The organism is Parvularcula maris (assembly GCF_024505085.1).
GTDB lineage: Bacteria > Pseudomonadota > Alphaproteobacteria > Caulobacterales > Parvularculaceae > Parvularcula > Parvularcula maris.
Window position 1 is genome coordinate 27,135 of sequence record NZ_JANIBC010000013.1, and the last position, 25,883, is coordinate 53,017.

The window sequence follows — 25,883 nt, forward strand, 5'->3', positions numbered from 1 at the left end:
ACGCCGTGGTGAACGATAGAAGGAGGGCAGTGCGTTATAGCCTACCCTACCGGTGCTCCGCCATATAGGCGATCTCGCTCATCAGCCGCTCCCTGACCCAGCGGTGCTGAGGGTCGTGGGTCCAGTTGGGGTGCCAGCCGATGAACATGGTGAAGGAGGGCAGCTTCACGGGGCAGTCCACCACGCGGTAGTCATCCGCCCTTGGATCGAACAGGCTGGCGGGGCCTGTGAGGATGCAGTCCGAGTTCATCATGATCTCGCGCGCCAGGAGGAACGTCTCGGTACGGAAGGCGATCCTGCGGCTGAGCCCAGCGTTCTTGAGCGCCAGGTCGGCCACACCGACATCGAGGCCCTCCGGGTTGATGAGGATGTGCTCGGCAGCGATGTAGCCCTCCGTGTCGATCCCGTTCTCCAGCCGGTGGCCGCGCCGGACGGCGGTGGCGTAGCGCTCCTCGAAGAGAGGCCTGCGGACGAACTCGTCAATATTCACACCGGGGGGGAGCTGCAGCATCTTCGGCTCAGGCAGCATGATCGCGTCGATCTTGCCCGCGATGAGGTCCTGGGCCTGGGGTACGGCGGGCTGGAGGATGTCGAGTTCCAAGAAGGGGGCGTCGGGCTGAACCACTTTCTGCCAGGCACGCACCACCACCGCGCCGACGCTATCGATGGCGGCGATCCTGAACTTGCCCTTCTGCTGGGAGGGTTCGAACTTCTCTTCCTCCAGAAGAAGGTCGCGCATCTTGTCGACGATCTCGGCGACTCGCGGCTGAAGCCCCTCGGCCCTTTTGGTGGCGAGCATGGTCCGGCCTGACTTGATGAGTAGCGGATCGCCGAGGAGATCGCGCAACCGGCCGAGCGCATGGCTTACCGTGGGCTGCGACACATCGAGCCGGGCGGCGGCCCTCGTGACCGATTGCTCCGTCAGGAGCCAGTGGAGGGTCACGATCAGGTTCAAATCGAGGTCTTCGAGGCGGGTTCTAGTCATGCACGCATTCTATAACGGATGTGGCCGTCATGCATTTGATTTTATCATGACAAGAGCCTAACTCTGCTGCAACGCACAAACTACGGAGGCTATCATGGCTCTTAACGGCAAGATCGTCGCAACAACGCTGGGCGTCGCAGCCCTTTTCGGCACCGCAAACGCTTTTAGCATTAATGACGACATGAGAAGCTGCAAGGCAGCGATCGACGAGGCCGGCCTGTTCGGCGACGCCGAGTACAATCTCGACCTCGTCAAGGACTACGGCAAGCGCAACCGCGTCGTGACCCTCGAGGCCCGCATCGTCGGCCAGGAGAACCAGATCGTCGAGTGCCGCATGAGCCGCTCGACCGTCAAAGAGGTCGTCATCGTCGCTGAGTAAGCGCTCGCCTCACCCTTCGGGACGCATCGGGAATGCACCGCCCGTCAGCCGTCTTCCCTGAAGCGCCGTCGCGGCCCTCCCCCGCGGCGGCGTTTTCTTTTGAGGTGAACTCCGCCATAGGGAGGCGTCCGGGCGGGGTCGCCCGCAGAAGGTGACACCCATGATGCCCGGCACGGCAGCGCGTAATGAGACCGGCGGCAGCCGTGCCCTGTGGCTAGGCCTGATTGCGCCCATCGCCGCCATCTCGGTGGCGGGGCTCGGATTTGGGCACTCTATCCCGCTCTTCTCCTATCTCCTCAAGGCTTACGGTGCGTCGGACTTCGAGATCGGCGCCAACACCGCCCTGCCCGCGCTCGCGGCAGTGCTCGGTGCGCCGGTCTATCCCTCATTGATCAGGCGGATGGGGCTGAAGCCGTTCCTACTGACCTGCCTCGCGCTCATGGTGCTGCCCTATCTGGCCATCCACCTTGCTGGCGAGCGGATCGCCTGGTGGTACCCGTTGCGCTTCGTCTTCGTGATCGGCGGCGGCGGGCTGTTCGCGGGGTCGGAAATCTGGATCAACGGGCTGGCGCCGGACCGGATCAGAGGCAAGATCATCGGCGTCTACGCCACCTGCCTGGCGCTCGGCTTCGCGCTCGGACCGCTGATCCTTGGAGTGACGGGCTATGAGGGACTGGTGCCGATCCTGGTCGGAGGCGCCGTCTTCGCCTCAGCCGCCCTGCCGCTCGCCCTGGCTCCCGCGCCGGAGGTCAGCCCGTCGAGCGAGGAGAACATCCTCGTTCCCATTCGGGCCGAGAAAGTCGTCTTCGCCTCGGCCGCGATCTTCGCCGGAGTGGAGGGGGCCATGCTGATCTTCCTCCCCGTCCTCGCCATCGAGACCGGACTGTCGGTGGCGGAAGGGGCGAGGCTTCTGACGATCTACGGTATCGGGCTCTTGGTCACGCAGATGCCGGTGGGGCAGCTCGCTGACATGAAACCGCCGCGCCTCGTCATGGCCTGGTGCGCAGGCTTGTCAGGTCTCCTGCTGCTGCTTCTGCCCCTGACCGAGGGCAGCGTCTGGCTTCTCTCCGGCCTCCTCTTCTTCTGGGGAGGCGCGGTCGGCGGCATCTATACCGCAGGCCTCGTCACCCTAGGCAACCGCTTCAAGGGGGAGGCGTTGGCAGCCGCGAACACCGGCTTCGTCTTCACCTATGCCGTGGGAGGGGTGATCGGCCCCCTTCTGGCCGGGGGCCTCCGGGATCTGTTCGGCCCCATGGGCCTGACGGCGGGGTTGGTCGCCGTCCTTCTGGCCTACGCCCTCGCGGCCCTGCGGCCAGCCTCGCGGTAGGAGGGGTAGAACGAAACCAGCGGCGCGGCGCGGCCGAGAAGCGCTGAGACCTCGCCCTTGGGTACCAGCCAGGTAGCAGCCTCGCGGGCGGCTGCATCGTCGCCCTCGGCTAGAGCCCTCACCGTTTCCAGAAGACGTTTCTCCTGGGCGGAGGGCACCATGCCCATCTCGAAGCGCCATCCCCTGCGGGCAAAGCGCGTCAGATGTGCCGCGGTGCGCGAGAGCGCCCAGTTCATCACCTGGCCGGCCGCGCGGCCTGGGTTCTGCGCCAGTTTTTCCGAGGAGCGGTCCCCTGCCCCGTCATTCGATGCCGCATGGTCCCTGAGGTGCCACAGCAGCAGAAGGTCGTCCTGATCCATCATGGGACTATTGATAATCATTCGCGGGAAAGGGTGCAAGCCTTTCTGCGAATGTTTCTCAACAGCAAGGTCGGGCCACAAAAAAGCCGGCCTCGCGGACCGGCTTTCTCGTTCTTCGGGACTGCGTCACCCTAGCGCTGCCGGTAGGGGAACGAAGGATCGCCTCAGGCGGTTTTCTTCGCCTGGTCGCTGTCCTCTTTATACTCGCCGCACCAGTCCTGGGCGGCGACCGTCGGCCAGGAGGCCTTCTGGTCGTTATCGGTGGGCTGCGGTGCGTAACGGCGGCACTCGCTGTCGGAGCCGTTGTAGAATGCGCAGGTCTTGCAGTGCATGGAAGCCTCCTTGGAAGTGACTGTCTACTTCTCCCAACAGGCGGATAACAAAGTTGGTGCCATACCTCAACAGAATTTCAGAACTATCTTTGCTCATGACTTTGCAAGTCGGTCGCATTGCTGTTGAGAACGACTTTCATTCTTCGCCGTCTTTGCGACTGACTTTCAGAAACGGAAAAGCTGCCGCCGCGCTGAGCACCACACCAGGTACAGTCCACAGAAGATCCGCCGGGTCGAAGGTCCCGCCCGGCATCCAGCGCTGCAGCACCTCCCATCCCAGAAGGCCCATAAGAGAGATCAGCGCCGTAAGCACTGTCGTGGTCATGCGCGGGGCCTTGGGAAAGAGGTTGAGGGCGATCACGATGAGACCGGCGGTCAGCGAGACCCCGCCTAGGAAGTTGGGCGCGACCCCGGCGAGATAGGCTGCCGCGCCGTCGAGCCCTCCGCGGGGGCGGAGCTGATCCTGCACATACTGGTAGCCGAGCCCCGGCAGGAAGGCGAACAGGATGAAGTAGACGGCGCTTCGTAGCTGCATGGCCCCTTCCCGCTTGACAGGCTGGCGCGAGGCTTTAAACGCCAGCCCTTCGTTTTCTCGATCCTTAGTTAGGCATCACCGTGGCAAAACCGACAACCATCAAGATCCGCCTCAACTCGACCGCAGGCACCGGCTTCTTCTACGTGACGAAGAAGAACACGCGCACCATGACCGAGAAGATGGTCGTGCGGAAATACGACCCCGTCGCGCGCAAGCATGTCGAGTTCAAGGAAGGCAAGATCAAGTAGATCTTTCCCCTCTTCTAGTATCGGGAAGCCGGAGCCTTCGCTCCGGCTTTTTGTTTATTAGGCTGGTTTCCTGCGGCGTAGGACGAGGAAACCGCCGCCCGCAGCCATGAGAAGGCCCGCGCCCGGCAGCGGCACTTCCGAGGCGTCCGGCGTCGTGTCGATGAAGGCGAGCGCCTGACCGTTCAGCCCTTCGAACTCAGCGAACACGCCGAGAAACGTGCCGAGCCCGATGTCGAAACGGAGGATCGATCCCGTCCCTGTGGACGAGGCGAAGAGCGTTCCGTCCGGCGCGAAGCCGAGCCCCCTGGGGGAGGCGAAGAGCGGCTCGCCGTCCTCGCCCAGGCCGGGGTCGAGCACGTTGACCAGCTCGCCGGTCTCCACGTCGAAGATGCGGATGGTGGCGGCGGCGGCGTTGCCGTCCTCGAAGGGGAACTGGCTTGAGACCACCAGGAACTCCTGGGTCGGGTCGAGGATCACGTCGAGGGGGCTGAGCTCGGGATCGTCCACGAGCTGGGTCGCCACCCCGTTCTCCACGGCGAAGATGCCGCCGCCGCCAAGGCCGGTGGAGAGGTTCGCGCCGTTGCCGACGAAGAGCGTCCCCTCATCGTTGAAGACGAAGCCCCTGATGCCGCCGTCGATCAGGCCCTCGGCGAAGGCCGGACCGATGAAGGCGCCAGTCTCGGGATCGAACTCGAGCACGTTGTTCTGCGCCCTCGAGCCGACGAAGAGGTTGCCGTTCGGCCCGAACACACCGCCCCCTGCATCGACGAAGCCCGAGCCCGTCTCGGAGAAGTCCACCGCCGTCCGCAGCACATTGCCGTCGGCGTCGAGCACGAAGACATTGTCGTTGTCCGGCGTCGGGGAGGGCGGGAAATTGCCGGTATTGACGAAGAAGGTGTTGGGAATACCGTTCGGGCGGCTGTCCACGATGATGTCGCGGGGGTCGTTCACGCCGTCCAGCGGGCTTGAAAAAACGCCCAGGAAGTCACCGGTCAGCCCGTCGAAGCGAAGGATCTGATTGGTGCCGCCGCCGGTCGCGCCCGACGAGGCGATGACGTCGAAGGTGACCGCGGCCGAGGCGGCGCCGAAGGCGAACATCGACGACGCCGAGGCCAACAGGACCACGGCGAAGCGTCGGGTGGAGCGGATGCTGGAGGGTGTCATGGGGCAGGTTCTCCTTGCGGAGCCTGCCCCTCCGGGGGCGGGGGCAGGCCTGCCCCGCTGTTCGCGCGGCGCTCCCTAAGGTGACGCCGAGGATACGCTTCGCACCCGAATGTGAGGTGCGTTTCCGTTAGAGCGTGCCCGAGCCCCAGCGCTTGGCGGCCTTGGCGAAGCGCTCCCCGTAGAGACGGGCGGTCTTGATGTCGCCCTGGGGCGGATTGCTTGGGCTCGGCTCCTTGTTTTCCGACTGCGCCATCGGACCGAGATAGCCGCCGAGGCGGTTGATCCCCTGCTCCAACGGCCCGTCATAGTCTGGGCTCGCCGTCTCGTTCTGAAGGCCGGTCGACACCCACAGCATGCCCTGCTGCGCGGCGAGCACCGCCATACGCTGCAGCGTCAGCACCTTGTCCCCCGACGGGCTGCCGGAGTTGGTGAAGCCGCCCGCGAGCTTGTCCTTCCAGGCCTGGGCGAACCAGGGCTTGGAGGAGGCATCGAAGAAGGCCTCCATCGGCGCGCCGACCGAGCCCATATAGGTGGGCGAGCCGAAGATGATGCCGTCCACATCGCCGAAGCTCTCAATGGCGTCCTTGGCTTCCTCGGCGGTGTGGAAGCGTACCTCCACGCCGTCCACGCTCTCCGCGCCCTCCTTGACGGCCTCGGCGACGAGCTTGGTGTGGCCATAGCCGGAGAAATAGATGATCGCGATGGTGGTCATGGGTGTGTCCTCTTCCCGTTCCGCTGACGCTTATGTGCCCCTTGCGGGCCTTGCGACTACCGCCCCGCTGCCGAAAGCTGGTTTGCGGTGTTCGCAAAGGGGTGAGAGCGGTGGGCGGCTCGTCATCCCGGAAAGCGCGCAGCGCTTATCCGGGACCCATGGCCTGCCATCTGCGAGAAGTGCCGCCGCCGTTCTGTAGACTACCCATCGGCCATGGATCCCGGATCAAGTCCGGGATGACGAAGGGCGTATTCCCCACAAAACCCCTCGCCTTCTCCCCCGGCCTTGTCTAACCGGCCCCCATGAAAACCGCCGTCATCGTCTTCCCCGCCTCGAACTGCGACCGCGACGCCCAGGTCGCCCTGCGCCAGGTCACCGGACAGGAGCCGCACATGGTCTGGCATGCCGAGAGCGAGCTGCCCGAAGGCCTCGACCTCGTGGTGCTGCCCGGCGGCTTCGCCCATGGCGACTATTTGCGCACCGGCGCCATCGCGGCTCGCGCGAAAATCATGGATGCGGTGAAAAAGCGCGCCGAATCGGGCGGCGCTACTTTAGGCATTTGCAACGGCTTCCAGATCCTATGCGAGGCGGGCCTCCTGCCCGGCGCCCTCATGTCCAACACCAACCAGCACTTCATCAGCCGCGAGGCGACGCTGCGTGTCGGCGAGACGGATAGTCCCTATACGAAGGGATACGCGGCGGGCGACTACACCCGCTTCCCCGTCGCCCACCACGACGGCAACTACCAGGCCTCGGACGAGGACCTCGACCGCCTCGAAGGCGAAGGCCGCGTGGCCTTCCGCTATGTCGAGCCGATCAACGGCTCGGCCCGCTCCATCGCAGGCATCACCTCAGCCGACGGAAGAACCTTGGGGCTGATGCCCCACCCGGAACGCGACATGGCCGAGGGCGGCCGTGGCAGGGTGTTCTTTGAGCGGATGGTCGAGGGGCTGGCGGCTTGAAACGACTGGCCTACAAACATGATTTCTTCGACCGGTGATCCATTCCAAGACTTCTTCCTCGCAGTCCTAGTTCTCACCTATCTTGGCGGTGCGTTTTACTGGGTTATTCACTATTCTATAGTTCTATTTGCGGTGTTTGTTCCTCAAGCGCGTCAGCGTGCTATCCGGGCGGCGCTCGCTCCCCCTACCTTCGCCCTGCTCGTTTGGTCAGTAGGTTACGTCACCGAACTGCAGAGGTCAGTATACGCAGGTGACCGCTTCTGGCGGGAGCGGTACGGGGAAGAGATATTAGTTGGGTTGTTATTGATGTTCATAGTTCTCGTGGTTGGCTCAGCTTTGCTCGCACTTGTGACTGCTGTTTGTTCAGAGAGGCGAAAGCATGTCGTTGATTGAGACGTTCACCGTGACCGCGTCGTAGGAAATGGTTTGAGAGAGCGAAACTTTCACACATACTGGTACGATGACCAGACCCTACCGCCACGTCGCCGACATGACCGCCGAGGAGATCGAAGAGGCGATCAAGGACGCCGGTCCTGAGGCGCAAGCGGCGCTTCATGCGAAGGGGCTGCCTTATGTGACGGAGCGGGACGGTGAAACCATTGCCATCTACCCTGATGGCAGCACGAAGATTTTGAGAAGCCTTGACGATCTGCCGTGAGGCCGCCCTCGTTCACGGTCATCGCTAGCCCCAATGGCCCCGGAAAGTCGACGCTGGTGGCGTCGCTGGAAGCAGAAGGTCGGTTTTTCGGACCCTTCATCAATCCCGATGACATTCGGCGTGCTTTAGGACCGGACGGATCCGATTTGCAGGCGGGCCGATACGCCCTCTACGAGAGCAGGCGGTTTATCGACGCCAGAACCACCTTCGCACGGGAGACAACGCTCACCAGCAGAGAAATCCTGCGAACCATGAGGGCTGCGAAAAGTGCCTGTTTCCTCATCCGGATGTTCTTTGTCGGCGCCTCTTCAGTTGTCACCAGCGGCCAGCGCGTCAGGCAACGCGCAGCTAGCGGCGGACACGACATTCCAGTGGACGTGCAGATGCGGCGGTTCGACAAAAGCTTCACCAACGCAGTCCCAGCAGCTTCCATGGCTGACGAAGCCGTCTTCTACGAAAACATCGACCACCACCGCATGATCGCCCGCTACGAACACGCCGAACCCGCCTTCCTCGCCGATCCCCTTCCTGCCTGGTTCCTGCCCCTCCGCGAGGCTCTTGCCACCGGGGGCTGAGGCGGGCATTCCCCCGGGCTATGACCCACTCCGCCGAGACCATTGCCGAACACGGGCTGACGCCTGACGAGTATGACCGCTTCGTGAGCTCCATCGGGCGGGAGCCGACGCTGCTCGAGCTCGGCATCGTCTCGGTCATGTGGTCGGAGCACTGCTCCTACAAATCCTCCCGGCGGCATCTGAAGACCCTGCCGACCACTGGCGAGCGCGTCATCCACGGCCCCGGCGAGAACGCGGGCGTGGTCGATATCGGCGACGGCCAGGCGGTCATCTTCAAGATGGAGTCCCACAACCACCCGAGCTTTATCGAGCCGTATCAGGGCGCAGCCACAGGCGTTGGCGGCATCATGCGCGATGTCTTCACCATGGGCGCAAGGCCGGTGGCGCTTTTGAACGCGCTGCGCTTCGGCGCCATTGACCATCCGAAGACGAAGCATCTTCTGTCCGGCGTGGTGGCAGGGATCGGTGGCTACGGCAACTGCATGGGCGTGCCGACGGTGGCTGGCGAGACAGGCTTCGATCCTCGCTACAACGGCAACATCCTCGTCAACGCCATGTGTGTGGGTATTGCGGACACGGACAAAATCTTCCTGTCAGTTGCCAAGGGCGCGGGCAACCCCGTCGTCTATGTCGGCTCCAAGACGGGCCGCGACGGCATCCATGGCGCCACCATGGCCTCCGCCGAGTTCGACGAGGCGAGCGAGGAGAAGCGCCCCACCGTCCAGGTCGGCGACCCTTTCATGGAGAAGCTGCTGCTCGAAGCCTGCCTTGAGCTGATGGCCGAGGACGCCATCCTCGCCATTCAGGACATGGGCGCGGCTGGCCTTACCTCCTCCTCCGTCGAGATGGCCTCGGGCGGCGTGGCGGCGGGCGAAGGCGGCATCCACTTGAAGCTCGACGACGTTCCTCAGCGTGAGGACGGCATGACCGCTTATGAGATGATGCTGTCTGAGAGCCAGGAGCGTATGCTGATGGTTCTCAAACCAGGCGCCGAGGACAAGGCACGTGCCATCTTCGAGAAGTGGGAAGTGGACTTCGCCGTCATCGGCCACACCACCGCCATCGGCAACCTGGTCATCGAACATAAAGGCGAGGTCGAGTGCGACCTGCCCCTCGGCCCCCTGGCCGACGAGGCACCGAACTACGACCGTCCGCAGGCGGAGCTGGAGCCCCCCGCCCCCCTCGAAGACCCCGTGCGCAGCTACCGCGAGGTAGAGGTACGCCTCACCACCGGTGAGAAACCCATCGCCGAGATCGCCGAGGCGCTGGTCGGCGAGACCCTGGCGGAGAAAGACGGCGTGGATGCGGTGGGCGTCAGCCTGACCGAGCTCGAGGCGCGTATCTACGCCCGGCTGACCGAGAATGGCGCCTCCGTGGGCGAGGCTTTCGTCACTGCGGCGAAGAACCTGGAGAGCGCGGGCGTCGTTGGGGGCGCTTCCACTGAAGAAGCAACCTCCGAAATCAACCTCGCAAACCAGCCCGGCGGCGACCCGCTCACCCTGGCGCTCCGCAAGCTGATGGCCTCGCCCGAACTCTGCTCGCGCCGCTGGATCACCCAGCAGTACGACCACACGGTCATGGCCGACACACTACAGCAGGGCGGCGACGCAGGCATCGTCCGCGTACACGGAACGAACAAGGCCCTGGCGGTCACCGCCGACTGCACGCCGCGCTACTGCGCCATGCACCCTGTCGAGGGCGGCAGGCAGGCCGTGGCCGAGGCGTGCCGCAACCTCTCCGCTGTCGGTGCGGAACCCATCGCCATCACCAACTGTCTCAATTTCGGCAACCCCGAGAAGCCCGAGATCATGGCGGGTTTCGTAGGCTGCATCAGGGGGCTGGGCGAAGCCTCCGAAGCGCTCGGCGCACCCGTGGTTTCCGGTAACGTATCTCTCTACAACGAAACCGACGGTTCACCCATTCCGCACACCCCCGCCATCGGTGCCGTGGGCCTTCTGCAGGACGCAGACAAACGCGCCTCCATGGCGGGCGCTGAGAGTGGCGATGCGCTCGTCTCCATCGGTGTGACCCGAGGTCATCTGGGTCAGTCCCTCTACCTTCGCACCCTGTTCGGCATCGAAGAAGGCGCTCCGCCGCCCGTGGACCTCAAGGCCGAGGCCGAAACCGGCGCCTTTATCCGCCGCGCCATCGCCGATGGCCGGGTGAGCGCCGTACACGATGTGTCCGACGGCGGTCTTCTGGTCGCTGCCGCCGAGATGTGCCTTGCGGGCGGCATGGGCCTCGCCCTCACCACCTCCGTCGGCTCACGCCGCGCCGCCTATTGGTTCGGCGAGGATCAGGCCCGCTATCTCTGCGCCGTACCCGCCGAAGCGGCTGACAATTTCGTCCTGAAAGCCGCCATGGCAGGGCTCCAGGCCAGCCGCCTGGGCATCTTCGGCGGTGAGCAGATCATCCTCGACGGCGACGACCGTATCGACGTCACCGACCTCGCCGCTGCCCACGAGGCCACCATCCCCGACCTGTTCCGCCTAGAGGAGGACCGCCTGATGCCGATGAAAGAATCTGAGATCAAAGAGATGGTCCTCGCCGCCATGCCCGACGCCGAGATCGAGATCGAGGACCTGGCTGGCGACGGCGATCACTACCGGGCACGGATCGTCTCCTCCGCCTTCCAAGGCCTCAACCGCGTGCAGCAGCACCAGCTCGTCTACAGAGCATTAGGCGGTAAGATGGGCGATACGCTTCATGCGCTGGCCTTGGAGACGGTGGCGAAGTAGGCTGCCCCCTCAGCCTGCCGGCAGCTCCCCCACTCGTGGGGGAGCGAAGAAGCGACTAAGCGGTTCTCATGCTTCTCTCCCCCATCTCATGGGGGAGGTACCCGTAGGGCGGAGGGGGCTACGTAGCTTGAGGACCGAGGGCGAGGCTACTCCTCCCCCTCCTCATACCCCACCAGCCTCAGCGCCCTCGCCTGACGGCCCTCAAGCTCCGCCCACCTCACAAGCGCGTCTTCGCGGCCGTGGGTGACCCAGAGTTCCGCTGGGTCCACCTCGCGCACGGTGTCGGTGAGCTCGTTCCAGTCAGCGTGGTCGGACATGATGATGGGCAGCTCGATGCCGCGCTGCTTGGCACGCTGACGAACCCGCATCCAGCCGCTGGCGAAGCTTAAGAGCGGCTCGGGGAACCGCCTAGCCCAGGTCGACTGAAGCGCCGAGGGCGGACAGATGACGATTTCTCCGGCGAAGCGCTCCTTGCTGCCCTTGCCCTTCTCGACGGTGGCGGGCTCCAGCGGCCCCAGCTCGACCCCAAGCCGTTCGTAGAGCTCGCAGAGCCGCTTCATCGCGCCGTGGATATAGATCGGCTTGTCATAGCCCTCTTCGCGCAAATGACAGATCAGCCGCTGAGCCTTACCGAAAGCGTAGGCGCCGATCAGGTGTGCGCGGTGCGGGAACTGCTCGATGGAGCGGAGGATCTTCCGCGCCTCCCCCGCCGTGTCCGGATGAACGAAGACCGGCAGGCCGAAGGTCGCCTCGGAGATGAGCACGTCGCAGGAAACAGGCTCGAAGCTAGCGCAGGTGGGGTCGTAGCGGCGCTTATAGTCCCCCGTGGTGACGATCCGTGTGCCCTGATACTCGACCACGGCCTGGGCCGAGCCGAGGACGTGGCCCGCGGGCGAGAGCCAGATGCTGACCCCGTTCTGCGTAACCACCTCGCCGAGGCCCACCGGATGACGCTTCTCGGTGAAGCCCTCGCCGTAGCGAGTGGCCATGATCTCGATGGTCTCGTGGGTCGCCAGCACCGAGCCGTGGCCCGACCTCGCATGATCGCTGTGGCCATGGGTGACGACGGCCCTGCCGACGCTGGCCACGGGGTCGATATAGAAGTCCCCCGGCGGGCAGTAGAGGCCTTGCGGGGTGGGATGAAGGAGTTCGGAAGGGCGCATCAGAGCTATATAGTGTTCACTAGGCGTTCCGACAGACCCTTACGGTGATAGTAGGGCCAGTGCCTTGCGACACCCACGCCTCAGCTCTTCCAGATCACTGTCCAAAATCTCCCAAAGCGTTTGGTAGTCGATCTCGCCGTAGTCATGCCGAATAAGGTTTCGCAAACCCCTGATATCGGCCCACGGAATCTCGGGCACTAAATGCTCGGCATCGGACCCTAGTTTGACGGCAGCCTCGGAGATGATCGCATAGCTTCGTTCGACAGCGCGCCTCGTGAAGCCGTCCTGTTTGAAAACCTCGAAACTCATGCCTCTGGTAGCATCGAAGATGAAGGCGATCTCTGCGAGAATGTCGCGATATCGCTGCTCAGGTCGGCTAGAAGGCATCAACACCTTCGCGTTCGATCCTCGCGGCTAAGGAGGGTTGTTCGACAGGTGCGCGAAGCAAGTCGACTTCTCGGCCGAGTATCTCTTCGAGGCGTCGATGGAGCCTTGCCATCTTAAGGCCTGGCCTCGCATCTCGATCAAAGACGGCAAGTATATCGACATCGGAAGCAGCAGTGACATCACCGCGAGCCGCGGAACCAAATATCCGCAGTTGCACGACACCAAGATTGCGCAGTTCGGGACGGTGCGGCTGTAATACTGCTCTCACCATGTGTGCCATAGCCATCTTGCTACCACGTCGAGACCGAACTTCATACACGATAGGCAGTCGCTTGGTGTGGGCGTTGATGGTAAACCATCTAGGTTTTCTTCAGGACACTAGGAGCCCTTTATGCTGCGCCCCCTCGCCCTCACCACTGCCCTTCTCACCGCCCCCGCCGCTGCCGAGACGTTGATCGTCGGCAACAAGGCCGAGGACACGGTCAGCTTCATCGACCTCGAGACCGGCGAGGAGCGGGCGCGGCTCGAGACGGGGCGGTATCCCCATGAGATCGCCGTCTCTCCCGACGGCAGCACGGCGGTGGTGGTGAGCTATCGGGGCGAGGGCTATAACGGGCGGAGCCTTCATGTCTTCGACGTGGCGGATGCGACAAAGAGCACCGAGACCAAGCTCGGCGGCGCGGCGGCGCTCCACGGCCTCAAATGGATACCGGGTACGGACAGCGTCATCGTCACCGCCGAGGCAACGAAGAACGTTGCTATTCTGAACCCCACTCGCGACGGCCGCCGGGCAGAGTACATCTCCACCGACCAGGACGGCTCGCACATGGTGGCGGTCAGCCCGGACGGCTCGACTGCCTATGTGGCCAACATCGCCTCGGGCAGCTTCACCGTGGTGGATATCGCCACCGCGATGAAGGTCCATGATGTCGAGGCGGGGGAAGGTACGGAGGCCATTGCCGTCTCTCCTGACGGAAAGCGCCTGTTCGTCGGCAATAACGGTTCAAAGAACGTCATGGTCTTCGACGCGCAGAGCTATGAAAAAGTTGGCGAGTTCGCAACGAAGGGCGTACCGATCCGTGTGGAGATCAGCCCGGACGGCGCGACACTGGCCATAAGCGAGTTCGACCGCGGCGAGGTCACCTTCTACGATGCGCAGAGCTTCGAGAAGGAGGGCAGCGTCCGGCTGGGCCGAAGGGCCGTGCCGGTCACGCTTCTCTACGCGCCGGACGGCTCGAAGCTCTGGGCCGCGGCCACCGGCGAGGCGACGATCTACGAGATCGACACGGAGAGCCGCAAAGTGCTGCGTAAACTGAAGGCCGGTGAGGGTTCGGACGGGCTCGGCTACTCGCCTCTGTGAGTTGAAACTAGGGCAGCGCCCCTCCCCCTCAGCCTGCCGGCAGCTCCCCCTCGGGGAGGGGGAGCGACGAAGAACGCTACAATGGTTCTTTCTTCCTCCCCCACTGGTTGGGGGAGGTGCCCGAAGGGCGGAGGGGGCAGCGGCACCAGCTAACTTATCCCCGCTCNCGAAGAACGCTACAATGGTTCTTTCTTCCTCCCCCACTGGTTGGGGGAGGTGCCCGAAGGGCGGAGGGGGCAGCGGCACCAGCTAACTTATCCCCGCTCCTCTTATCCGGCCCATCATGGGCGGAGACGAATGAGGAGCACCCCATGTCACTCACCTCCGCCCGTTTGGGGCTGAGCTATCTGGCCGAGGCACAGGCCCAGAAACATGTCACCGTCAATGAGAGCCTGCGGCGTCTCGATGGGATCCTTCATGTCCGGGTAAAGAGCGTATCGCTCACAGCCGAACCCGGTGCGAGCGAAGGCGACGCCTATATCCTGCCCCAGAATGCGACGGGTGCCGCCTGGAGCGGCCAGCCTGAAGGTACGCTGATGATCTTTCAGGAGGGCGCCTGGACTGCCGTGGCCCCTTTTGCGGGGCTCGTGGTCTACTCGGAAGAGGACGCAGGGCTACGCGCCCATGACGGCAGTGGCTGGCGGCTCCTCAGCGAGAGCAGGACGGTCGGTGTCAACGCCTCCGCCGATGCCGTGAACCGCCTCGCCGTGAAGTCCGATGCCGTCCTCCTCGGCCACGACGATACCGGCGGCAGCGGCGATGTCCGGGTGAACATCAACAAGGCTCAGAGCACCGGTACGGCGAGCCTCGTCTTCCAGACGAACTACACGGCCATGGCCGAGTTCGGCCTAGCGGGGACGGACGAGTTCTCGATCAAGGTGAGAGCTTCGGACGGCACCTACCGCACCGCCCTCACCATCGACCGCGAGACCGGGGCGGTCAGTATGCCGAACACGGCGTGAGCCTACCACGTCATCCCGGAAGCCGAAGGCTATCCGGAATGACGGCAGTCTACGCCTCGCCGCGCGGCACGAAAAGGAGCGCCGCGCCGTTGTTGCAGTAGCGCAGGCCCGTGGGGTCGGGTCCGTCCTTGAAGACGTGCCCCTGGTGTCCGCCGCAGCGGACGCAGTGGTACTCCTTGCGCGGGTAGATCAGCTTGTAGTCCGTCTTGAAGCCGAGCGTCCCCTCCTCGTAGTCGAAGAAGGACGGCCAGCCCGTGCCGGACTCGTATCTCTGCTCCGAGGTGAAGATCGGCAGGTAGCACCCGGCACAGATATAGGTGCCCTCGCGCTTCTCCTTATTGAGATCGGAGCTGCCTGCCCACTCGGTGCCCTCCTTGCGCAGGATGCGGAACTGCTCGTTCGTGAGGCGCTCCTGCCACTCCTCGCGGGTGATGGCGTCCCAGTCGATGTCACCCTCGCCGAGGGGGACGGGGCGGATGGCGGTGTCGGACATGGAAGCTCCTTCAGTGGTGCCGGTTCTCGCGCAGGCGCTCAGCGGAATGCCTGCGGCGCAAAGCCCCGTCAGCAGGGCCTGACGGCGGTCGAACAGAAATCTCATCATATGCCTCCCTTGTTGGATGGAGGGGCGCGGTCACAGCGCTAACAGCGGCAGGGTGAGAAGCGCTCCCAGCCAGATGTTCGACTTGAACACGGCAAGGTTACGGGCCGCATCGCCCTCCTCCATCGCGGTGACCTGCCACAGAAGGTGCAGCACCGCTGGGACCAGCAGCAGCGACCAGGCCCCCGCTCCCCCAAGGAGAAGCGCCCCGAGCCAAAACGCCGCAGCGCCAGCATAGAACCCGGCCACCCCGCGGCGCACGTCCCTGCCGAGCCGCCTGGCGCTGGACTTGATCCCGGCCAGCGCATCGTCCTCGATATCCTGGAGGGCGTAGATGGTGTCGTAGCCGAGGGTCCAAAGGATGCAGCCCGCGTAGACCAGCGCCGCTTCGAGCGAGATCGTCCCGGCGGCGGCAGCCGATCCGACCAGCACCCCCCAGTTGAAGGTGAGGCCCAACCAAAGCTGCGGCCACCAGGTGATGCGCTTCATGAAGGGGTAGGCTGCGACGAGCGCCAGGGAGAGAAGCCCGATCAGGATGGCGAGCAGCGGAAGCTGGATCAGCACCAGGAAGCCGATGACGAGCAGCGCCCCGATCAGCACCGCCGCGCCGCGCGGGCTGACCGCGCCGCTGGGCAAGGGGCGGCCCCTTGTCCGCTGGACCTTCGCGTCGAGATCGCGGTCGACGAGGTCGTTATAAGCGCATCCCGCCGAGCGCATGACGAAGCTGCCGATTAGGAAAAGGATCACCAGACGCCAGAAACTGTCCGCCGTCATCTCCTCTAACCGTCCCGCCAGAAGGCCGAAGATGCAGGGCAGGAAGAGAAGCCAGACCCCGACCGGGCGGTCGGCCCGCATCAGCCGGAAGTAGGGCTGGAGGGCACGGGGCATCCGGTCGATGAGACCAGGCTCGGCATCCTGAGGTCGGGGGTCGGCGGCTTCCATGACAGGCGTTTAGCCAGGGCGGGGCGGCTGTCAAAGCGCCGCTGCCCCCTCCACCCTTCGGGCACCTCCCCCACCAGTGGGGGAGGGGAAACTGTGATCGGCGTTGGCTCTCTACGTCGCTCCTCCACTAGTGGGGGAGCTGGCGGTAGGCTGAGGGGGCCAGCCCCTAAAACGTCCCCGAGAGCGCGAAGCTGAACACCTGGTTGTCCGTCCGCTCGCGCGCCTCGATGCGGTTGAGCTCGCCTAGGTTTCTGGCGGTGTTAAAGATCGTCCGCTCACGCACGTCCGGTCTGTTGAGGAGGTTGCCTGCGGTGACCACGAGGTTCAGCCCGAAGACGTCCTTGTGCTCGAAGAAGACCGAGAGCTGCGGCTCGGGCGTCTCCGCCCAGGAGATCTCATTGAACCGGTAGACGGTGCGCCGCGCGGCGTTGGTCACCGTGCTGCCGTAGGCATAGGGCGTATTCGGAATGTCGTGGCGGAAGTTCGCGCGGTAAGTCCATTCCTGGCGCAGGCTGATCTGGCGCTCGCCATCGGGGTCGGAGGGGTCCTCGACCCGGCTCGTCTGGCGCTGGCCGAGGAAGTCGAAGCGGCCGCCATCGAAGCCCCAGCGCTTGGTGAACAGCGTGCCCTCGACCGCAGCCAAGCCGAAGCGGGCGCCGTCGAAATTGGCCACCGCGTCGCGCCCGTCCACCTGGCCGCGCTCCAGAAGGTCCTCGATCAGTGCGCCTTCGAGGCGGAAGATGATCTTCTCGTTGGCGGTGATCTTGCGCTGGAACTCGAGTTCGCCCTCCCAGGCCTGCTCGGGCACGAGACCGATGTTCTGACCCTGGTCGCGCTCCTCCTGCAGGTCCGCCCGGCCGATGAAGTCGAGAAGGTCGAGCTGACCCACCGAACGCTCCAACCGTCCGCGCACGGTCCACTTATCCGAGGCGTCATAGGCCGCCGTCAGAAGGCCCTTGGGGCGGAAGAAGTCTTCTCGGCGGTCGAGATCGCCGCTCTCAGCGTCAATCTCGGACCACTCGGCACCGGCGGAGAACTGGACCGCCAGATCTTCGCGCTTGAGACCCCTGGTGATCGAGCCCTGGACGCGAAGCTCCGCGGCGTCGATGGGATCGGAAAGGCTTGGCTCGCCGCCGTTCACCACCAGCACGTCGTCGCTCTGAAGCTGGTTGTAGGCCGCCTCACCGGCCAGCTCCCAGGTGCCTCCCTTCTTGGTACGCCCGGAAAACTCGGCGCGCACGATGCTCTCGCGGCCGTCATTCTCCTGTGCGAAGCGGGCCACGAGGTTCCGGTCGCCCTCGCCGCTGAACCCCAGAATGTCCGAGATGAGCGGCGAGCGGTCTTCCTTATGCGAAGCGATCAGCTTCACTGTTTGGCCGGAATGCTTCGTGTACGTATATTCCGCCGCGACATTGGCGTTCCACGCATCTTGGGACAGCTTGGAGTTCCTCAGCCCCCCGCCGAAGCCGATGGAGGTCTCCTCCTGCTCCACCGAGATCGAGCGGGCCGAGCCGCGCAAGGTGAGCTTGCCGCGCTCGCCGGTCGGGATGGTCAGCGCCGTGGTGATGGACGGCGCCTCGACGAAGACGCGGATGCGCTCGAAGCGGTCCTCCGTCGCCCCGCTGCCGAAGGTGACCACTTCCGGCCCCTCCTCGAAGGAGCGGGAGGCGCCGTTGGAGAAGCCGAGCGTATACGCCACATCGCCGCGCTTGCCCGCCACCGAGACCGAGCCCCTGGTCAGGCGAGGCTGCGAGCCATCCCGGAAGGCGGGCTGGTAGCGGAAGCGGCCCGAAAGCTCCGAGCGGATGATGACGACGTTGGCGACCTGACCCGTAAGCCCCGTCACGCCGAGGGTCGCCGCGTCCGCCACCTCGATCCGAGCGACGGCGCGAACGGGGGTGTTCTCCAGAATCTCGAGGACGTCCGTGTCCTTGGACGTCACCCGCTCCCCATTGATGAGGATGTTGGTGCCGCCCTGGCCGAGACCCCGCGCCTCGTCGCGCTCCCGCACCGAGAAGCCCGGTACCTGGTCGATCATGTCGCGCGCATCCTGCGGCGCGAAGCGGTCGAAGAAAGCCCGGTCATAGACCTGGCGGTCAGCTTCCTGTGCCGAGGCACCCGCCGCGCAAAACATTCCCAACGCTGCCGCCGTTCCGGCGAGCAGCCTGCCCCTGAACCTCAACGCCACTGATCTACTCCCGATCGACCTGCCGACCCGCGGGGAGCTTGCTCTGCCCTGCCCCGCGCAGCGCGAACCATCGCCCGAAATCACAATGATGACAACCGCGTGAGCGAAGAAACTGGTTAACGTAGAAAATCTATACGGGAGGCTCTAAAAGTTACCGGAAAGGTTCAAAGTAAACAGGATGTTCTCCGTGCGCGTCCTGTCCTCGATGACCGTGACCGGGAAGCGGTCCCTCGGCCCGGCGAAGCGGGTGCGGGTGAGGTCGATTTCCCGGTTGGACAGGTTCCTAGCGGCCGCCCGGAGGTTGAGACCGAAGAGGTCCTTGTGCTCGACGAAGATGCCGTAGCGGGGCGTCGATTCGCTCTCGCGTAGGGCCTCGTTGAAGCGGACGGCGGAGAAGTCGTCACGCCCCTCGATGTCGGCACCCCAGGCATAGGGGGTACCCGGCACATCGTGGCGGAAGTTCACCTCGTACTCCCAGTCGCGCACCCTGTTGAAACCGCGGTCGAGCCCGGTCGTGCTGTCCTCGAGCTGCGTGCCGAGCCTCGTATAGTTGAAGTCGAAGCGCCCCCCTTCGAAGCGGAAGCGGTCGGTGAGAAGCGTCCCCTCCGTCTCGAAGCGGATGGCCCGCGCCTCGTCGATATTGCCCACGGCGTCGAAGAAGACAGGGTTGCCGAGCCCGTCCTCGTCCTCGATCAGCACGCGCTGGACCAGATCCTCAATCAGCTCGCCGACGACCCGCACGATGATCTTCTCGTTGTCGCCGAAGCGGCGCTCGACCTCGAATTCGCCTAGCCATGCCTGCTGGGGCACGAGGTTGGTGTTGCCGGTCTGCTCGCGCTGCTCCTGCAGGTCGAAGGAGTTGACGAAGTCGAAGAAGTTGAGCTGCCCCACCGTTCGCTCGAGCCGACCCCTGATGTCCATCCTGTCGCCCACCGGGTAGCCGGCGGTGATGCTGCCGCGGGGGCGGAGGAAGGTCTGCTCGCGCTGCAGCTCCTGGGCATCGACGGTCAGGCGGGACCACTCACCGGCTAGGGAGGCCTGGACCGAGAGCTTGGGTCCGATCTTGAAACCGCGGGTCAGGGAGGCCTGGGTGCGCAGCTCATCCACCCGGCGCGGCAGGATGGGTGTGACGATAGCCAGTTCCCCCTCGCCGTCGATCAGGTCCGCTTCGTTCTCGAGGAAGTTGTAGGCGATCTCGGCCGCCGCCTCCCAGGCCGCGCCGCCGCCGGTGAACCATGCGTATTCGGATCGGAAGATGCTCTCGCCCTCGTCCGAGACCTGCTTGAAGGTGGTCACCTCGTCGTCGAGCTCCGGCACCACCGTGCGGCTGCGCGAGGTGATCGGGCTGTGCTCCAGACGCTGATAGCCGATGAGCTTCAGCGAGCCAGGGCCGATGGCGGTGGTCAGCTCGGCGGAGAGGTCCGCGTTCCACTCATCCTCGCCGCCCGTGGCGATGCGGGTGTCTTCGGGGCCGATGGAGCGCTCCCGGTTCTCCCGCGAGCTGGTGGTGGCCGAGCCGGTAAGCGAGAGATCCGCACCCAGGGTGAGCGGGTAGTCGAGGTCCATCGTCAGGGTGATCGCCTCGTTGCGCCTGCCTGAGCGCTCGAAACGGCGCTCGATCAGCTCGCCATTGGGGGTCAGCCGCTCTTCGAAGCCGTCTTCGGTCCCCCGCCACGCCTCGTTGCTGAGGGCCACCGTGTAGCTCAGATCACCCGCAGCGCCCGAAAGCGAGACGCCGCCCTGGGTCAGCCTCGGCTTCTGCTCCTCGCGGAAGGTGGCGGAGTAGTAGAAGCTCCCTGTCAGGGAAGATCGGTCGATGACCACGTTGGCCACCTGGCCGGTGAGGCCCGTCACGGAGAAGTCGGCGGCGCTGCCCACCTCGATCCTCACCACCGAGGCCACCGGGGTCTGCGCCAGGATCTCGAGAACATCGGTGTCCTTGGAGGTCACACGCCGGCCATTGATCAGGACATTGGTGCCGCCCTGGCCAAGCCCCCTGCCGCCGCCGGTCTGGCGGATGGAGAAGCCCGGCACCTGCCCCAGCATGTCGCCTGCAGTCTGGGGGGCGAAGCGCTCGAAATAGCTCGGCTCGTAGACCTGACGGCCGTCTTCCTCACCGGCGCCCGTCTGGGCGAAGGCGGCGGTCAGCAAGAGGCCGAGGCACGAAGCTGCAAGCGCCGTTCTGAACGTCAAAGCCCTATCTCCCCGATCGCGTCCGTTCTTTCCCTGAGGCGGGTGAACGGCTCGTTATGGGATGCCGTAACAGCTTCGATCGGTCACGGCTATGTGCGCCTTTGCCCAGATAGGGTTCCGCTACCCGAGACAAGGTGCGCGGCTGGACAAAAGCCGTCCGGCCCGCGATAGGCAGCTTTCCGAATTCTTGGGAGAGCCCCATGGCCGATCGCAGCCCCGCCCGCCAGCAACCGACCGACTTTGCCTGGTCGGCAGAGAACCAGTCCTGGTGCGACGCGCAGATCGCCAAGTTCCCCGCGGGCCGCCAGGCATCGGCGGTGATCCCTTTCCTCTGGCGCGCACAGAAACAGGAGGGCTGGGTCTCGATCGCCGCGATGGAGCACATCGCGAAGCAGCTCGATATGCCCTATATCCGGGTCTACGAGGTCGCGACCTTCTACACCATGTTCAACCTCAAGCCGGTGGGGACCTACTACGTGCAGGTCTGCGGCACGACGCCCTGCATGCTGCGCGGCTCGGAGGACCTGATCGAGGTCTGCAAGGACGTGATCGGTCCGCAGAACCACATCACCCAGTCGGGCAACCTCTCCTGGATCGAGGTCGAGTGCCTTGGCGCGTGCTGCAACGCGCCCATGGCGCAGATAGGCGACTACTACTACCAGGACCTGACGCCCGAGACCTTCAAGGACATCCTCGCCAAGCTCGACCGCGGCGAGCATGTGGAGCCCGGCGTCTTCAACGAGGGCCGCCACACCTCCGATCCCGAGGGCGAGAACACGACCCTCACCGATGAGAGCATCTACCAGGGCGAGCAGGCCAAGCCGATCACCAAGCTTCCCAACACCGACGCCGCCTGAGCATCACTTGCACCCGGCGTCAGAACGTTCCGGCGATGGATAGAGAGTAGATCGGGCCGTAGACACGGGCTCGCTCCTCGATGAAGGCGATGGGGCTCTCGCTACGCAGGCCGGTATAGACCGTCCGGTCGAAGCGCTCCTCCTGATCGAAGAGATTGGTCACCGTGAAGGTGGCGTTCAGCCCGAAAAAGTCCTTGTGCTGCAGGAACACTTCGGTCTGAGGCAGGCTGAAGGATTCGAGGCTCTGCACCCTGGCGCTCAACCTGTCCTCGAACTCGATATGGCTCGTGAAGAAGCCGTAGGCGATCTGCGTGCCCGGAACGTCGTGGCGGAGGCTGGCGCGCGCTCGCCACCGGATATGGCCCGAAAAAGGCCGGTCCTCGCCGGTCAGCGGGTCCTCCAGCTTGGTGAAGCGGCGTTCGGCATGGAAATCCGTCCGCATGCCCTTGATACCGAACCGCTCGAACAGGAAGGTTCCTTCGGTCTCGATGCTCAGCCGCCTGGCCTCGTCGATATTGCCGACTGCTTCCTGGCCGTCGATGACGATGTTGTCGACGCGGTCCTCGATGAGCGAGGCCTCCGCGCGGAGGATGATCTTCTCCTCGGGGCCGAAGCGCCGCTCGAACTCCACCTCGCCGTCCCAGCTCTGCTGAGGAACGAGCGATGTGTTGCCGGCCGAGTTGATGCCCTCCTGAAGGTTCTGGGAGCTGACGAAATCGAAGAAGTTGAGCTGCCCAACCGAGCGCTCGAGCCTCGCCCTGAAGTCCGACTTCGCGCCCGTCGGATAGGCGAAGGTCAGGAACCCCTTGGGGCGGAAGAAGCTGCGCACCTCCCCCTCGACGCCGTCCGTATCTGACTGCAGCTCGGAGTACTCGGCACCGAGCGAGGTCTGGACCGATAGATCGCCGAACATCTTCCGGCTGTAGGTGACGGACCCCTGAACGCGGTCTTCCTCCACCGCCACCGAATCCAGCAGCGTTCTGACGAACGGTCCTGTCTCGTTGGTTTCGGATGCACTGTCCGTATCGAGCCGGTTGTAGGCGTATTCGGCCGCGAACTCCCACGAGCGGTCATCGGGGCGCGGTACGGTGTATTCGAACCGTCCGATCGTCTCGGTTTCGTCGGCGTCCTGGAAGAAGCGGTCGATGACCAGGGGGCTTGGTTCCTGAACCAGCTTCAACTCGTTGACGAACGGGCTGTGTTCGAAGCGGTGGTAGCCGATCAGCTTGGCGTCGCCTGGGCCGATCTTGCGGGTCACGTCGCCGGAAACCTCGGCGTTCCACTCATCCTCGCTGTTGCTGCTGACCCGCGTCAGGTTCTCCGCCTGGTTCGAGGTCTCCCGACCATCGAAGGTGAAAAGCTCGCCCTTGACGGAGAAGTTGTAGAGCGCCGTTTCCTTCTTGCCGCCCGACAGGTTCACCGTCAGCGACGGCCGCTCGCCATAGTACCAAGCGTCCTCGAAGCGTTCTTCCGTCAGTCTACGCGCGCCGTCGAAGACCAGTTCGGGACCCCAGTGGCCCGCACGGTAGCTGTTATTCTCGAAACCGACGGTATAGGTCACGCCCTTCGCCTCGCCGGAGAACGAGACCGACCCGTTCGTCAGCCTGGGCGCGAGCCGTTCCCTGAAGGTCGGGTTGTACTCCCAGTTGCCGCTGAAGTTCGAGCGGTCGATGACGACGTTTGCGACCTGCCCCGTGAGGCCGGTAACGCCCAAGCTGGCAGCATCGACGATCTCGATCCGCACCACCGAGCTCGCCGGTGTGCGGTCCAGGATCTCGAGCGCGTCGGTCTCCTTGGCCGTGACGCGCTGCCCGTTGATGAGAACATTGGCGCCGCCCTGGCCAAGGCCCCTGCCCTCGCTCGTGTCCCTGATACTGAAACCCGGTACACGGAACAGCATGTCCCTCGCCGTCTGCGGCGCGAACCGTTCGAAGAAAGCCGGTTCGAACGTCTGCGGATTGTCCGCGTCCGTCTCCTGGGCGAGCGATATCATGGGCAGCATCGCAAGCGATACCGCCCCCGCAAAAGCGAGGTGTCTGTTCACCGACTATCTCCGAATTGCTAAGGCTCCCTCCCCAGGACGCCTTGCTGTCTATCGATAAACCGAGCTAACATCGATTACCTTTGTAATCCATGGCCGGAGCTGCAAAAAAGACTATGTTTGTAGTCCAACAAGCTAAACTATCGGTAAGAATGGCGAGAAAGATGAACCTTTCCTCAACGCCGACCACCGGCACCATGAGCCGAAACAGATACGCAACCTCGGGAGAAGCACCATGATCCAGCTCGCACCAGCCCTCGCCCTCTTCGCCCTCGCACCGGCCCAGGCCATGGACCCCTCGACCGACGAGCAGGCGATCGAAGCCGCCGTGTTCGACTATTTCGATGGCCAAGGCGAAAAGAGCGAGGAGCGCCTCAACCGGGCCTTCTACGGCGAGACGGCGCAGATGGTCGGGATTCTGAAAACCGATGATGGCAGCGACGAGGTCCGCACCTGGGAGATGAAGGACGTCATTACGAACTGGGCCGAGGGAGAGCCTAGTGAAGAGGAGCGTAGCGGAGAGATCATCTCCATGGACATCGCCGATGGTCGCCTCGCCACCGTCATGTTCGACAGCAACGGCCGTTTCACCGACGCGCTGACCCTCGCCAAGATCGACGGCGAGTGGAAGATCGTGCAGAAGGTCTTCATCCGTCAGGATCAGAGCTCGCAGTGACAGGCCGCCTACTGATCGCGCTCGGGCTGGTCCCGCTTCTCCTGGCTCATGCCTCAGCGCAGGAGAAGCGCATCGCGCTGACCTTCGACGACGCACCCACCGGCGACGGGGCCGTGCTGACCGGCAGCGAGCGGGCAGGCGTTCTGATCGAGGCGCTGGATGAGGCGACCAGCGTCCCCTCCGCCTTCTTCGTCACAACGCGAGGTTTCGATACGAGAGAGGACGGGCGTGAACGCGCGGCACGATACGCGGCGGCTGGGCACCTGATCGCCAACCACTCCCACACCCATCCCTGGGCACACCGCACGGAAACGGACGTCTACCTCGCCGATATCGACGAGGCCGAGCGCCGCCTCGAAGGTTTCGAGAACCGCAGGCCCTGGTTCCGCTTCCCCTTCCTCGACGAGGGGCGCGGCGACCGCGAGAAGCGGGACGCTCTCCGGGCGGGTCTCGAACAGCGCGGACTGATCTCGGGCTACGTCACCATCGACACCTATGACTGGCACCTCGACAGCCGCTGGAAAGAAGCGGCGAAGGAGGGCCGTAGCGTCGACCGTGAGGCCCTCGCGGAGGTCTATACGGCCATGGTGGTCGATGCCGCCGAGCACTACGCCGAGATGTCGGAGACGGTGCTCGGACGTCAGCCCGCCCATGTTCTGCTGCTGCATGAGAACGACGCCGCCGCCTTCTTCATCGGTGAGGCGGTGGCGGGCCTCGAAGCGAACGGCTGGACCATCATCTCGCCGGACGAGGCCTTTGCCGATCCCATCGCAGAGGAGCTGCCCGACACCACCTTCTCCGGCATGGGCCGGATCGCCGCCATGGCCTACGATAGAGGCGCGCGCGGCGCGGAGAGCTTCGACCACTGGTCGGCCAGCGAGGCAGGGATCGACCAGAAGCTCGAAGAGGCAGGAGCGTTCGGCGCGACTTCAGACTAGAAGGACGATCCCCACCGCCGCCGCCACCACGGCGATGAAGCCGAACAGCATCAGGAGCCCGTCCCTGACCAGAAGCGCCAACCCGAACATGGCGATGGCCGCCATGGGGATGGAGCTTCCGAAGGGGATGAGCTCCAAGGGCGGCACCGTCAGGCACAGCAGCATGATGCAGACGGCGGCGACCTTCACCGCAGGGGTTCGGGTGAGAAGGCGAAGCCGCTCCCTGGTATGGCGGTCCAGCCACCTGGCGACCGGACGGACCTTGCTGTCCACCGCCTCAATCTTGCTTCCGTCGACGCAGCGCTTCTCGATGAAGCCCGGTACCCAGATATGCTTCCTGCCCACCAGCATCTGCGCCGCCGTGGTCAGCACCATGAAGGCGATCACCGTGGGTACGCCAGGTATGCCGCCGATGGGCGAGAGCTCGAGCAGGGCCGGGATCAGCAGGAACGGCCCATAGCTGCGCTCCCCGAAGCTATCGAGCAGCGTGCGGACCGAGACCTTGCCCTCCCCCGCATCCTGGCGGTTGGCAACGGCCCGGTCGAGCCGGTCGAGAATATCGGTAACGCCGGTGGCCTGATCGTTCATGGCCAGCGAACGGGCA

The 25,883-nt window shown here is 64.5% G+C and carries 27 protein-coding genes; 12 read left to right on the forward strand and 15 right to left on the reverse strand.

From position 1 onward, the window contains the following. Positions 1 to 46 precede the first annotated feature (46 nt). Positions 47 to 985 carry a LysR family transcriptional regulator gene (locus NOG11_RS12225; protein WP_256620044.1) on the reverse strand — a complete coding sequence of 313 codons (939 nt, stop codon included), beginning with the start codon at positions 983 to 985 and terminating at the stop codon, positions 47 to 49. Between the two features lie 94 nt (positions 986 to 1,079). Between NOG11_RS12225 and NOG11_RS12230 the strand changes: the two genes are divergently transcribed. Further along, positions 1,080 to 1,364, forward strand: a complete 285-nt coding sequence (locus tag NOG11_RS12230; protein WP_256620045.1) for a hypothetical protein — start codon at positions 1,080 to 1,082, stop codon at positions 1,362 to 1,364. Between the two features lie 160 nt (positions 1,365 to 1,524). Further along, on the forward strand, positions 1,525 to 2,691 hold the full coding sequence (locus NOG11_RS12235) for an MFS transporter (protein WP_256620046.1): 1,167 nt from the start codon (positions 1,525 to 1,527) through the stop codon (positions 2,689 to 2,691). On the opposite strand, the gene NOG11_RS12240 is transcribed toward NOG11_RS12235, so the two are convergent. From NOG11_RS12240 to NOG11_RS12250, 3 genes are all read right to left on the reverse strand, one after another. Further along, positions 2,655 to 3,071, reverse strand: coding sequence for a hypothetical protein (locus NOG11_RS12240; RefSeq protein ID WP_256620047.1), 417 nt, complete (start codon positions 3,069 to 3,071; stop codon positions 2,655 to 2,657). The genes NOG11_RS12235 and NOG11_RS12240 overlap by 37 nt on opposite strands. 143 nt (positions 3,072 to 3,214) lie before the next feature. After that, positions 3,215 to 3,382, reverse strand: a complete 168-nt coding sequence (locus NOG11_RS12245; protein WP_256620048.1) for a hypothetical protein — start codon at positions 3,380 to 3,382, stop codon at positions 3,215 to 3,217. A 136-nt stretch (positions 3,383 to 3,518) separates the two neighbouring features. Then, positions 3,519 to 3,917, reverse strand: a complete 399-nt coding sequence (locus tag NOG11_RS12250) for a hypothetical protein (protein WP_256620049.1) — start codon at positions 3,915 to 3,917, stop codon at positions 3,519 to 3,521. An 80-nt stretch (positions 3,918 to 3,997) separates the two neighbouring features. Here NOG11_RS12250 and rpmG point away from each other — a divergent pair, with 80 nt between their 5' ends. Beyond that, positions 3,998 to 4,165: a 50S ribosomal protein L33 gene (gene rpmG, locus NOG11_RS12255; protein WP_041535506.1), complete on the forward strand. Its 168-nt coding sequence runs from the start codon at positions 3,998 to 4,000 to the stop codon at positions 4,163 to 4,165. Between the two features lie 57 nt (positions 4,166 to 4,222). Here rpmG and NOG11_RS12260 read toward each other — a convergent pair whose 3' ends face one another. Both NOG11_RS12260 and NOG11_RS12265 read right to left on the reverse strand, forming a co-directional pair. Further along, positions 4,223 to 5,329: an NHL repeat-containing protein gene (locus tag NOG11_RS12260; protein WP_256620050.1), complete on the reverse strand. Its 1,107-nt coding sequence runs from the start codon at positions 5,327 to 5,329 to the stop codon at positions 4,223 to 4,225. A 127-nt stretch (positions 5,330 to 5,456) separates the two neighbouring features. Next, positions 5,457 to 6,041, reverse strand: a complete 585-nt coding sequence (locus NOG11_RS12265; RefSeq protein WP_256620051.1) for a flavodoxin family protein — start codon at positions 6,039 to 6,041, stop codon at positions 5,457 to 5,459. 302 nt (positions 6,042 to 6,343) lie between these two features. Between NOG11_RS12265 and purQ the strand changes: the two genes are divergently transcribed. The 4 genes from purQ (at position 6,344) to purL (ending at position 10,974) form a co-directional block, all read left to right on the forward strand. Further along, positions 6,344 to 7,003 carry a phosphoribosylformylglycinamidine synthase subunit PurQ gene (purQ, locus tag NOG11_RS12270; RefSeq protein ID WP_256620052.1) on the forward strand — a complete coding sequence of 220 codons (660 nt, stop codon included), beginning with the start codon at positions 6,344 to 6,346 and terminating at the stop codon, positions 7,001 to 7,003. A 460-nt stretch (positions 7,004 to 7,463) separates the two neighbouring features. Next, a complete protein-coding gene (locus tag NOG11_RS12275) occupies positions 7,464 to 7,661 on the forward strand; it encodes a hypothetical protein (protein ID WP_256620053.1) in 198 nt (65 codons plus the stop codon). Continuing rightward, positions 7,658 to 8,236 carry an ATPase gene (locus tag NOG11_RS12280; protein WP_256620054.1) on the forward strand — a complete coding sequence of 193 codons (579 nt, stop codon included), beginning with the start codon at positions 7,658 to 7,660 and terminating at the stop codon, positions 8,234 to 8,236. Before NOG11_RS12275 ends, NOG11_RS12280 begins: the two co-directional genes overlap by 4 nt. Before the next feature lie 20 nt (positions 8,237 to 8,256). Further along, complete coding sequence (gene purL / locus NOG11_RS15040; RefSeq protein ID WP_305889075.1) at positions 8,257 to 10,974, forward strand: phosphoribosylformylglycinamidine synthase subunit PurL; 2,718 nt, start codon at positions 8,257 to 8,259, stop codon at positions 10,972 to 10,974. A gap of 146 nt (positions 10,975 to 11,120) precedes the next feature. Here purL and NOG11_RS12295 read toward each other — a convergent pair whose 3' ends face one another. Genes NOG11_RS12295 through NOG11_RS15215 form a run of 3 tightly spaced genes read right to left on the reverse strand, consistent with a single transcriptional unit; the run spans position 11,121 to position 12,810 of the window. Then, positions 11,121 to 12,137, reverse strand: a complete 1,017-nt coding sequence (locus NOG11_RS12295; protein ID WP_256620055.1) for a ligase-associated DNA damage response exonuclease — start codon at positions 12,135 to 12,137, stop codon at positions 11,121 to 11,123. 39 nt (positions 12,138 to 12,176) lie between these two features. Further along, on the reverse strand, positions 12,177 to 12,524 hold the full coding sequence (locus NOG11_RS12300) for a HepT-like ribonuclease domain-containing protein (protein WP_256620056.1): 348 nt from the start codon (positions 12,522 to 12,524) through the stop codon (positions 12,177 to 12,179). Next, a complete protein-coding gene (locus NOG11_RS15215) occupies positions 12,514 to 12,810 on the reverse strand; it encodes a nucleotidyltransferase family protein (RefSeq protein ID WP_370468284.1) in 297 nt (98 codons plus the stop codon). Before NOG11_RS15215 ends, NOG11_RS12300 begins: the two co-directional genes overlap by 11 nt. 105 nt (positions 12,811 to 12,915) lie before the next feature. Between NOG11_RS15215 and NOG11_RS12310 the strand changes: the two genes are divergently transcribed. Then, on the forward strand, positions 12,916 to 13,884 hold the full coding sequence (locus NOG11_RS12310; protein ID WP_256620058.1) for a YncE family protein: 969 nt from the start codon (positions 12,916 to 12,918) through the stop codon (positions 13,882 to 13,884). A 311-nt stretch (positions 13,885 to 14,195) separates the two neighbouring features. After that, positions 14,196 to 14,846 carry a DUF2793 domain-containing protein gene (locus NOG11_RS12315; protein WP_256620059.1) on the forward strand — a complete coding sequence of 217 codons (651 nt, stop codon included), beginning with the start codon at positions 14,196 to 14,198 and terminating at the stop codon, positions 14,844 to 14,846. Positions 14,847 to 14,895: 49 nt separating this feature from the next. Here NOG11_RS12315 and msrB read toward each other — a convergent pair whose 3' ends face one another. The 4 genes from msrB to NOG11_RS12335 all read right to left on the reverse strand — a co-directional run bounded on the left by msrB (position 14,896) and on the right by NOG11_RS12335 (position 20,767). After that, positions 14,896 to 15,444, reverse strand: a complete 549-nt coding sequence (msrB, locus tag NOG11_RS12320) for a peptide-methionine (R)-S-oxide reductase MsrB (RefSeq protein WP_256620060.1) — start codon at positions 15,442 to 15,444, stop codon at positions 14,896 to 14,898. Positions 15,445 to 15,477: 33 nt separating this feature from the next. Then, positions 15,478 to 16,386: a 4-hydroxybenzoate octaprenyltransferase gene (ubiA, locus tag NOG11_RS12325; RefSeq protein WP_256620061.1), complete on the reverse strand. Its 909-nt coding sequence runs from the start codon at positions 16,384 to 16,386 to the stop codon at positions 15,478 to 15,480. Positions 16,387 to 16,552: 166 nt separating this feature from the next. Next, complete coding sequence (locus tag NOG11_RS12330) at positions 16,553 to 18,574, reverse strand: TonB-dependent receptor (protein ID WP_256620063.1); 2,022 nt, start codon at positions 18,572 to 18,574, stop codon at positions 16,553 to 16,555. Positions 18,575 to 18,718: 144 nt separating this feature from the next. Continuing rightward, the gene (locus NOG11_RS12335; RefSeq protein ID WP_256620064.1) at positions 18,719 to 20,767 is read right to left on the reverse strand and encodes a TonB-dependent receptor; all 2,049 of its coding nucleotides are present in this window, start codon (positions 20,765 to 20,767) and stop codon (positions 18,719 to 18,721) included. A gap of 200 nt (positions 20,768 to 20,967) precedes the next feature. Here NOG11_RS12335 and nuoE point away from each other — a divergent pair, with 200 nt between their 5' ends. Beyond that, complete coding sequence (gene nuoE, locus NOG11_RS12340; RefSeq protein WP_256620065.1) at positions 20,968 to 21,624, forward strand: NADH-quinone oxidoreductase subunit NuoE; 657 nt, start codon at positions 20,968 to 20,970, stop codon at positions 21,622 to 21,624. 19 nt (positions 21,625 to 21,643) lie between these two features. On the opposite strand, the gene NOG11_RS12345 is transcribed toward nuoE, so the two are convergent. Continuing rightward, the gene (locus tag NOG11_RS12345; RefSeq protein WP_256620066.1) at positions 21,644 to 23,668 is read right to left on the reverse strand and encodes a TonB-dependent receptor; all 2,025 of its coding nucleotides are present in this window, start codon (positions 23,666 to 23,668) and stop codon (positions 21,644 to 21,646) included. Between the two features lie 232 nt (positions 23,669 to 23,900). Between NOG11_RS12345 and NOG11_RS12350 the strand changes: the two genes are divergently transcribed. Both NOG11_RS12350 and NOG11_RS12355 read left to right on the forward strand, forming a co-directional pair. After that, positions 23,901 to 24,341, forward strand: coding sequence for a nuclear transport factor 2 family protein (locus tag NOG11_RS12350; RefSeq protein ID WP_256620067.1), 441 nt, complete (start codon positions 23,901 to 23,903; stop codon positions 24,339 to 24,341). After that, positions 24,338 to 25,279, forward strand: coding sequence for a polysaccharide deacetylase family protein (locus NOG11_RS12355; protein ID WP_256620068.1), 942 nt, complete (start codon positions 24,338 to 24,340; stop codon positions 25,277 to 25,279). Before NOG11_RS12350 ends, NOG11_RS12355 begins: the two co-directional genes overlap by 4 nt. On the opposite strand, the gene NOG11_RS12360 is transcribed toward NOG11_RS12355, so the two are convergent. Next, the gene (locus NOG11_RS12360; RefSeq protein WP_256620069.1) at positions 25,271 to 25,867 is read right to left on the reverse strand and encodes an exopolysaccharide biosynthesis protein; all 597 of its coding nucleotides are present in this window, start codon (positions 25,865 to 25,867) and stop codon (positions 25,271 to 25,273) included. The two genes, NOG11_RS12355 and NOG11_RS12360, sit on opposite strands and share 9 nt — an antisense overlap. Between the last annotated feature and the right edge of the window lie 16 nt (positions 25,868 to 25,883).